Here is a 9,985-nt window from a genome sequence, read left to right on the forward strand (position 1 = left end):
GTTCTAAAATATTAAAAATCTGAAAATCTGGAATTTTTTACACAGCCACATCTCCCTTTATATGTGGGTGTGGATCATAACCTTCAAGAGCAAAATCTTCATATTTAAAATCAAAGATACTCTTTACATCAGGATTAATCACCATACGAGGCAAAGGACGAAAGTCACGGGTCAACTGCAATTTAACCTGATCTAAATGATTTGTATAAATATGAGCATCACCTAGCGTATGCACAAATTCTCCGGCCTCTAATCCTGTAACTTGTGCCATCATCCGCAACAGCAAAGCATACGATGCAATATTAAACGGTACACCTAAAAATATATCGGCACTGCGCTGATACAATTGCAAGCTTAACTTTCCGTCAGCTACATAAAACTGAAAGAACGCATGACATGGGGGTAAATTCATATTGGGAAGATCGGCCACATTCCATGCACTAACAATAATCCTACGCGAATCGGGATTGTTTTTTATTGCATTTACCGCATCTGATATCTGATCTATATATCCGCCGTTATAATCAGGCCACGAACGCCACTGATAGCCATAAATATGTCCCAGATCTCCATTTTCATCAGCCCATTCATTCCAAATGCGAACTCCATGATCCTGTAGATATTTAGCATTTGTATCTCCGGCTAAAAACCAAAGAAGTTCGTATATAATCGATTTTAAATGTAATTTCTTTGTGGTCAATACAGGAAAGCCTTCAGCCAGATCATAACGGCTTTGATGGCCAAAAACACTAATTGTACCTGTACCTGTACGATCACTTTTATACGTACCTTCTTCAAGAACTCGTTTCAATAAATCGTGATATTGTTTCATTCAAATATTTTATTTTGCTCGGATAATCTACAAAAGTACAATATATTTACATCTAAAAAAAGAGCTTTAGCTATCTCTCTTTTTCTAATCTTTCTTAATTTATTTCTTCGCTCCTTTTTGCACCTCCGACATTACACGCAAAAAGTTACCTCCCCATATCTTTGCTATTTCGTCTTCCGAATACCCTCTTTCAATAAGTTTAACCGTAATGTTAATCATATCATTGCTACCCTGACAACCGATAAGACCTCCCCCACCATCGAAGTCTGAAGCAATACCTACATGATCTATACCTGCTATCTTTATTGCATAATCAATATGGTCTATTGCATCAGTGAGACTCGCTTTACTATGATCTTTATTGATAAATAAATCCACGAGACAAATTTGTACTACCCCTCCATTTTTGGCTATCGCCTGCATTTGCTTGTCAGTCAAGTTGCGATCGTGATAACACAAGGCCTGTACCGAAGAATGAGATGCAATTATAGGCTGAGAAGAAAGTTCTATTACATCCCAGAATGTTTTTTCTCCGGCATGTGATATATCTATCATGACTCCCAAACGATTCATCTCTTTTATTACTTCTCGTCCATAAGGGCTAAGGCCATTCCATTCATTCTTAGTATCGCTCGATGTATCGCAAATATCATTGTCTTTCGTATGGCAAAGTGTTATATAATTTACCCCCATCTTTTGGAAGTGAGAGATATTCGATAGTTCCTTGCCTATTCCATATCCATTCTCTATGCCGATAAAGATAGCTTTCTTCCCTTCTTTTTTCAATCGAATTAAATCATCAACAGTATATGCGATATCACACACGCCTTTATTTTTATTCACCTGACTGTGAACACCTTTAATGAGACCTTCAATTTTCTCAACGGCTTTTTGAGTCGATACTTTATCTCTGGGACCTTGCCCTGTATAGGCAGCAAAGAATATAGCATCGAGCATCCCTTCTTCCATTTTAGGAATATTCACCTGATTGCTTTCTCTTTTCCCGATATCAAAGCCAAACTTTTTAAATTCTAATGGTGTATCGCAATGTGTATCTACAGAAAATATACGTCCATGTATCTCCTTTGCCTTTCGAAACTTTACAGACTCATCTATAAGAAAGTTAAATAACTTAATCATAGTAGTATCTCCTCCGGCCACATGCCCCTCAGGATGCCATTGCACCCCCAAGATGGGACGATTAGGATAAGCTTCTATCGCTTCCACGATTCCATCTGCCGTTTTTGCTACTATACTAAAGTTTGGAGCGACTTCTTTGACTGCCTGATGATGAAAGGTATTTGTAGATATTTTTGTTGTACCAAGAATTCGCCCCAACTGAGAACCATTCGTAACAGATATATCATGAGTACCTTGATCTCTAGGTTCGCTTTGCTTATGCGTTATACTTTTATCTTTCACCTGAGTAGGTATATCCTGATAGAGAGTACCACCAAAGGCCACATTCATTATTTGTTCTCCTCTACAAATACCAAGAACCGGAATATTACGATCTGTAGCTAATTTCAATAAAACTAAATCATAAATATCACGAACCGAATCTGTTTCATTTATGTCAGGTATCTCACTTTCGCCATAATACAACGGATCAACATCTTCACCTCCTGTCAAGACCAATCCGTCCAAATCTTTTACAATATTCCTTAAAACATTAATATCTGTCATGGCCGGTATTATAATCGATTTTCCGCCCGCCTTAGCTATAGCATTTACATACGTAGATTGAACAATAGAACTACCGGCTAGCGTTCTACCTGCCGAAATTCCAATTAATGGAGGTTGCTCAGCCCTTATATCTGAATATGACGAATCTGTTATTCTATATAGCTCCAACAATTGAGGAGCATACTTTTCCTGACCTTGCATATATCCACTAATCAAAGAGAAAAAAGTAAATATAATTGATGCTATTTTATTCATATAATTTTATCGATTTAGGTCGTTATTTGTTCTTTTAGCCAATCCTTTCCAACACTCAAACGAGCAACCAACGCGGAACACATTACATTTCCTGTAGAATTAAGCAACGTCGCCGGAATATCTACAATAGTACTTATAATCATCAATGTTCCTGCCAACTGTGGAGAAAACCCAAAGACAGAGCAGATCAACAATTCGCCGGTCATGCCACCACTCGGTATCGCACCCATTACTGCTCCTACAAGCAAAGCAACCCCTATTATCATAAATATATTAGTAGAAGATGTCAGCTCGTGCCCGAATATAGTAAATAAGAAAATTACTTTTAAAACGCCAGCCATCACCGACCCATCTTTATGTATATTTGTACCTAACGGAATTACTGTTTCAGCAATATTGGACGGAACTCCCATTTTCTTTGAAGCTTCTATATTTATTGGGATACAGGCGGCACTTGAAGAAGTCGCAACAGCCATCAACGAAGGAGTAAGTATATTTTTCCAGAATAAGATAAACCCTTTCTTACCTCCGGCTAAAAGCATATATATAGAATTTAGACCGAAAAAAGAAATAGCAGTTAATATAAGATATAAGATAAAAACATGTAAATAACCATTTAATATTTGTCCTCCTAACTTACCTACTGTATCTGCAAAATAGCATCCTAAACCTATTGGGGCAGCCATCATAATAATACTCATCATTTTCAGTATAACGGTATTCGCCGCATTCAATAGTTCTGAGACAAGCTTACCTTTCTTTCCGGAAAAAGCTGTAGCCAACCCAAAGAACAATGAAAAGATGATTAAGGGTAATAAATTGGACTTTGTAAATAACATCTGAAAATCGGAAACCGTAAATGTGTTTACAAAAACTTCAGCAGAGGTCAAAGTACGAACCGATTGCTCTGGCAAACCGGACAATACTTCAGCCTGATTTACTCCTTCCAATGGATTATAGAATAAAGTTGTCACATAAGCTACAATCGCAGCCACAATGGCAGTGAAGAAGAATATAAATATAATATTGCCGATCACCTTCCCCACCATACTTGTTTGCTTCATATTACAGATAGAGGAGGATACACTAAAGAAGACCAGTGGAACGATCAATACAAACATAAGATTTAAGAATATATCTCCTACTGGTTTTACAACAGATGCATCTTCACCAAAGATAATACCACATACTCCGCCTATGAGTATGCCGCATAGCAGAAGTAATGTAAAGGCGTAATTCTTTAAAATATTCATTAAAAAGACTAGTTTTATTAAATCCTCACAAAAATACTCTTTTCATTATCAAGAACACTCTTTAAGTGTGAATAAATATAACTATTTAATGTTTCAAGCTATCTTTTCAAAGCAGATAGTTTCTTAAATAGATGTCGAAAGCAATATCTTTTCTTTTTTTCAAATTAGTATAACAACAAAAACATTTTTTTTAGCATTAGCATTTGTTATTATAAGAAAAATATATATATTTGCACCGCAATTGCAAAAATGGTGATCGTAGCTCAGTTGGTTAGAGCGTCGGATTGTGGTTCCGAAGGTCGCGGGTTCGAGCCCCGTCTTTCACCCTTAAAAAGAATTCATTTTATAAAATGAATTCTTTTTTTATTATATTACTCATTAATTTTAGTGTTGACAGTTTTTCTACAAAAAAAGAATCTCGTTTAAAAAGCGAGATTCTCATTACTCAAGATCTTTAAAAAATCTTATATGTCAACTGAAAATTCAGCATCGGCCACCACTTTAAGATATTGGTATATGTATCTATATTTTCAAAATTCTCAGTCACATTATCCGCAATGTTTATTTTTTTTCCATTTTGTTTGATAGAATATTTACCCTGATAGATTGCACCCAACTCAAACTTAAAAGCCACTCGTTTATTTGCGATCGCTCTTCCAATACCCAATCCAAAGTAAGGCTTAACAACTTCTCCCAATTGAAAAGTAGCATCTAGATTAGCGTTATCCACCTTTAACTGATGCCCATCAAAATCGACAGTAGGCCAATCCTCTCCAGGCAACAATTCTGCTCTGCTTCCATCAGATGCAGTTAAAAGACCTTTTGCCTTTAACTGATTCTTACCAAGAAAGAATCCTGCCGTCAAATGGAATATTCCTTTTGTCGGGTGATAATCTACTAATGCATGACCATTTGTAAAATTAAGCTCCCCCTTCATATTATAATCTGGTGTATATCCTACTGCTTTCTCAAAAGCCCCATCCGGATCTTCCAGACCAATTTCGATATCACCTGTTTTAAAGCCCATAAAATCTACTCCTGCACGTAGTTTGAAATAATCATTTATAGGTGTTGCAACTTGGACTCCTACTCCTAAAGTAGATGCACGCAATCCAACACTCAGATGTGATAAAAAAGAGTTGTCCGATTTGGGTTTCTCTAGTTGCATTGAAACTGTAGCTGAATCTGTTTGTAGTACAGCTGTTGATAAATTAGTATTATCTATTACTTTTGCATCTTGTGCAAAAACAGATACAAATAATAAATTAGATAAAAAAAGAACAAAGGTTAGTAGATGTTTCATTCTGTTTAGTGTTTAATGTTCCGTGTGTAGGTTTTTTAACTATTTTTAGCGAGACGCGAAAATATATAATAAAAATCAATTAAACAAAGAACTCGTCATAAAGCAATGTGAAATTATAGTTGAAACAACATAATATCCCTGAAATCGATAATAAAAATGAAACATCAATCAGCTATTGACCTATATTTATATCACGTATTAAATAAATTGAAATAGAAAGCGTATTTTTGCAAAAAAACTAAATAATGATTTACACAGAAGTAAAATTTATATGTACGCCTAATAATGAGATTGTGAACGGCGTATTATCTGCGACAATAGCAGAGATCGGTTTCGAAAGTTTTATAGAATACGATTTGGGAACAATAGCATATATCCAAAATGATATATTTAATAAAACGGAGTTGGACCAAGTCTTACTGAATTTACCTATAGAAGCAGAGATTACATATACATTCACAACAATAGAAGAACAGAACTGGAATGAAGAATGGGAAAAAAACTATTTCCAACCTTTAATCATAGATAATAAGTGTATTATACAAAGCACATTTCATAATGCTCCTGCTATTTATGACTATAATATATATATCGATCCCAAGATGGCCTTCGGCACGGGGCATCATCAGACAACAGAACTGATGATAAGAGAAATAATGAAGGATGATTTTACAGGAAAATCTTTGCTCGATATGGGAACAGGAACAGCTATACTTGCAATCTTGGCATCTATGCGTGGAGCAAATCCTATTACAGCTATCGATATAGATCAATGGGCATATGATAATGCCATGGAAAACATCAAGCTAAATAATATAGATAATGTATCGATAAAAATAGGCGGTGCAGAATTGCTTGGAAATGAAGCATACGATATAATTTTAGCTAATATCAACCGTAATATATTATTGAATGACATCCATGCTTATGCTGCTGTGCTAAATAATGGAGGTACACTTTATATGAGTGGTTTTTATGAGGAAGATATTCCATTTATCAAAGAAGAGTGCAGTAAACATGCTTTAACTTTCGACCATAATACAGAAAAGGATAAATGGGTTGCTGTCAAATTTACAAAAAGACAAATGGCTTAAAAGACATAAGAGGAGGCTTCTGGATGAAACCTCCTCTTATGTGTGAGTTAAATTAGGTATTAGGCTTTAAGGTAAATAAAGATTGTTTGGTTATCGATACAAAGGAAGCGCATTTGCGCAAGCGAACCAAATAAAAAAACATATTATAAAACATATTTTTTATAAATTTTGATAACACTTGAAGTCTAAAAAACTAATTAAATTAAACTCCCTTAACAAATGTGATTTCTTGAAAACAGATCAAAAGCTCAACATTTATTTGATGACCAATTAAATACACTTAGTTCATATAATCCCACATAGGTAACTGTATCGGGGTTAATTTCAAGCAGTCAATTGCTTTTGCATCCAAATATTTTTTATGAATAACTAACCTAAACATATATTCACTAAACCACTTATCTGTGAAAGTAAGATATCCCTTATTGCCGGATGCTCCACCCCAACTATTTTCAAATTCCCACTTCACCGGTGTATCACTCACATCAGTATCACATCCGATCAGAGTCATAGCATGGCTCGAGCCACTTTGGCGTGTCAATATACGAGCTTTCTTATCCATAGACAAATCTACACCTAGCAATGACTCATAATCATACATATCCGGATCTGATATACCCGATTCCCGATTCATTTGTTTACCTACATCGCATGAAGCATACATTGCTTCATTATTTTTGATTGAGGCCAGAGCGGCTTTTTTGATATCTTCATTTGGTAGATTAAGATAAATCCAATTAATACCCTCTATTGTATTTTTATAATTCTGAATCTCATACATTTTATAATATTCACGTGTAGGATCATTCATAATCATAATATAATTGTCTGCAGAATAATCTTCAGGGATAATTTCTTTATAAAATTGTTGAGGCGTATAATTTCTCAATTCTTTAACCACACCGCTCTTATTCTTATACCTCCATGTAAACTCTGTAGGCGGCTCTCCTAAACACAAAGCAAGTATGCGATATACATCTTTCAATATACTCGTTTTTTCGACACGTAAGTCCTGATCTTTCTTACCCGATGCTGCTAATTGTCGAATGTTATATCCCCCAACACGGAGTTTTTCATTCACTAGGCTAATCATTTGACGAGTATTGTTTGAATGAGCAGTCTCTGGCATTACCTCTTGCGGTACAACACCATATTTTCCTCCGAGATTGTAATACAGATTCCAAACACCGCCATCACTAACAGGGGAGCTAAAAAGATATCCTACGGTTCTATTATCTACAGGTTCTTTACTTGTCACTATAATATTCTCCAGAAAAAGATTCGATTTTTCAAATATATCCCAGAAATACAAATAATTATGAGAAAAATCAAATTCTCCAATATTATATTTTTCCATTATAGCAGGGCGAAGCACATTCATTGATGTGAACATCCAACATCGGCCCGAACTCTTCTGATCGGTAATACCTTTTACATTTACCCTGTATCTAAAAAAATGGTCTATTTTTCCTTGCAACTCATAGTTTAAAGCATTTGACGTAATATTAGAATTACCAGTCAAAACATTCTGAATAGCTTTTGTTGGAGCATCTAATTTAAAACTCGATTGTATATCTTTCAGCTCTTTCTCGGTAATAGATTGGGCCGATAAAGCAATTGATGAGCATAGTAATACTCCAGCGAAAAATATTTTCTTCATGGATTATAATATATTTAATTGTTTAGTATCTACAAAAATACAAATCCTATTCGATTATCTTATTAAGATTTAAAAGACAAATTTAAAACAACACAAATAATTTTAACTGAAAAGGAGTAAAGTATACATCGTTACAAGGAGACTTTGCACTATCTATTCAATTCTATGATTACAACAGTAAATTCGTTATATAGATAAACAAAAAGCAGCAGACTCGTTGAGCCTGCCGCTTTTATATTTAGAATATTTCTGTTAGATCAAGTTAGTCTACAGAAATATCTGTATTTACATTCTTGCTACCTACCGCAGAATAATATAGCATATAAGCTAATCCCGCAAATACAACCCAGTAGCTAGTCATATAGCCAGCACCATCGGCAATCAGATTTTGTAAGAATGGAAGAATCCCTCCACCACAAACTAATGTCATAAAGATACCTGATGCTTTAGCTGTATATTTACCAAGTCCTTCTACTGCAAGATTAAATATACCGCCCCACATTACAGAAGTACATAGACCGCATAATACTAAAAACATAGCATTGATAGGAACTTGGGTCATTCCGAATGAAAGCGCACCTGTAGCCGGATCAGTCATAAATACAGGCATTGATATATTTTGAGATGTAGGTAGTAATATTGCTGATGTAACCAATACTAAACCAATAGCAGATGCTACGGTCAACATAGCTTTACTAGATACCTTTCCTCCTATTACACCTCCTAAGAAACGTCCAATTAGCATCAAAAACCAATAAGTCCCTGTCACAAAACCGGCAGTAGTACCATCCAGACCTCCACCTTTTGTTGCATCGGCCAAGAAAAGATTTAAAGTACTAGGTATACCAACCTCAATACCTACATAAACGAAGATAGCTACAGCTCCTAATTTAAAGTGACGGAAAGATAGTGCACTATGAGTATCTTTTTCTGTCGATTTATGTTGTACCTCCATATGAGGTTCTGGTATAGACACCATTGACAACACAATGAATACAGCTGCAAAAATACCCATTGCGATATACATCACAGGATAAACATCAGTAATATTAGCTTTTGCAACCTCACCAACTAAAGCTCCTACTAAGATAGGAACAAGAGTAGCACTTAAAGAGTTAAATGTACCACCAATCTGGATCAGCTGGTTACCTTTTTTACCGCCACCACCAAGCGTATTTAACATTGGGTTAACTACAGTATTCAACATACACATAGAAAAACCAGCAACGAAAGCACCTAATAGATAAACTACAAATTGGTTACTAGCCACGCTTCCGGACAAATATTGAATACCAACTCCAATAAAACCAACAGCAACAGCGATCAACGCTGTTTTCTTATATCCTATTTTTTGCAATAAGATACCCGCTGGAATCCCCATAAAAGCATAAGCAATGAAATTTCCTAAGTTTCCAAGCATCCCCATAGCATTTGAAACCCCGAACTGGTTTTTCAAAACAACTCCCATAGGGGCCGCAAGGTTCGTTACGAATGAGATCATCGCAAAAAGGAAGATCATCATTATAATCGGTAACGTGTAATTTTTTTTCTCAATACTACTCATAATATTACTTTAGTTATTAATTTAAATTATTTCTTTCTAAATCGTTCATTAATGTTCGGTCTTCACCTTTAGAGTTCTCAAAGGGTAATTAAATCATAAAAGATCTCAATTACCCCTTGATTCACTCTGAGATACAACTTTTTTGATGCACCCCAATTCATGGTTCTAAAAGGTTAAGTGAAGATTGTTTTCGCAAAAACGATGTAAAAATACTTATCTATTCGCAGCTTGCATTCCGAAAAAATGTGTTATACAACATAAAATTTCACACATTGAATTCATTAATTTTTACAATATGTCTTTTCTTTTTTTATTCGAGTAAAAATGAGTAATTTTAT

Annotated in this window: 7 protein-coding genes and 1 tRNA gene; 2 read left to right on the top strand and 6 right to left on the bottom strand. The window is 35.1% G+C overall.

The genetic code is table 11. The features are described 5' to 3' along the window. Positions 1-37: 37 nt before the first annotated feature. The 3 genes from JGH11_RS17615 to JGH11_RS17625 all read right to left on the bottom strand — a co-directional run bounded on the left by JGH11_RS17615 (position 38) and on the right by JGH11_RS17625 (position 4,026). The gene (locus JGH11_RS17615; protein WP_201113991.1) at positions 38-832 is read right to left on the bottom strand and encodes a thymidylate synthase; all 795 of its coding nucleotides are present in this window, start codon (positions 830-832) and stop codon (positions 38-40) included. A gap of 99 nt (positions 833-931) precedes the next feature. After that, positions 932-2,719 (bottom strand): gamma-glutamyl-gamma-aminobutyrate hydrolase family protein, encoded by a 1,788-nt coding sequence (locus tag JGH11_RS17620; protein ID WP_236264127.1) that lies wholly within the window; start codon positions 2,717-2,719, stop codon positions 932-934. 68 nt (positions 2,720-2,787) lie between these two features. Then, the gene (locus JGH11_RS17625; protein WP_201113993.1) at positions 2,788-4,026 is read right to left on the bottom strand and encodes a dicarboxylate/amino acid:cation symporter; all 1,239 of its coding nucleotides are present in this window, start codon (positions 4,024-4,026) and stop codon (positions 2,788-2,790) included. A 251-nt stretch (positions 4,027-4,277) separates the two neighbouring features. Here JGH11_RS17625 and JGH11_RS17630 point away from each other — a divergent pair. Next, positions 4,278-4,353: transfer RNA gene (locus tag JGH11_RS17630), tRNA-His, on the top strand. A gap of 127 nt (positions 4,354-4,480) precedes the next feature. Here the strand turns inward: JGH11_RS17630 and JGH11_RS17635 are convergent. Beyond that, positions 4,481-5,329: a hypothetical protein gene (locus JGH11_RS17635; RefSeq protein WP_201113995.1), complete on the bottom strand. Its 849-nt coding sequence runs from the start codon at positions 5,327-5,329 to the stop codon at positions 4,481-4,483. Between the two features lie 245 nt (positions 5,330-5,574). Between JGH11_RS17635 and prmA the strand changes: the two genes are divergently transcribed. Further along, positions 5,575-6,423 carry a 50S ribosomal protein L11 methyltransferase gene (gene prmA, locus JGH11_RS17640; protein ID WP_201113997.1) on the top strand — a complete coding sequence of 283 codons (849 nt, stop codon included), beginning with the start codon at positions 5,575-5,577 and terminating at the stop codon, positions 6,421-6,423. A gap of 280 nt (positions 6,424-6,703) precedes the next feature. On the opposite strand, the gene JGH11_RS17645 is transcribed toward prmA, so the two are convergent. Beyond that, complete coding sequence (locus tag JGH11_RS17645; protein WP_201113999.1) at positions 6,704-8,083, bottom strand: aminopeptidase C; 1,380 nt, start codon at positions 8,081-8,083, stop codon at positions 6,704-6,706. A gap of 262 nt (positions 8,084-8,345) precedes the next feature. Next, positions 8,346-9,647: an MFS transporter gene (locus JGH11_RS17650; RefSeq protein ID WP_201114001.1), complete on the bottom strand. Its 1,302-nt coding sequence runs from the start codon at positions 9,645-9,647 to the stop codon at positions 8,346-8,348. Positions 9,648-9,985 lie beyond the last annotated feature (338 nt).

This window comes from Dysgonomonas sp. Marseille-P4677 (genome assembly GCF_016652235.1).
Taxonomy (GTDB): Bacteria; Bacteroidota; Bacteroidia; order Bacteroidales; family Dysgonomonadaceae; genus Dysgonomonas.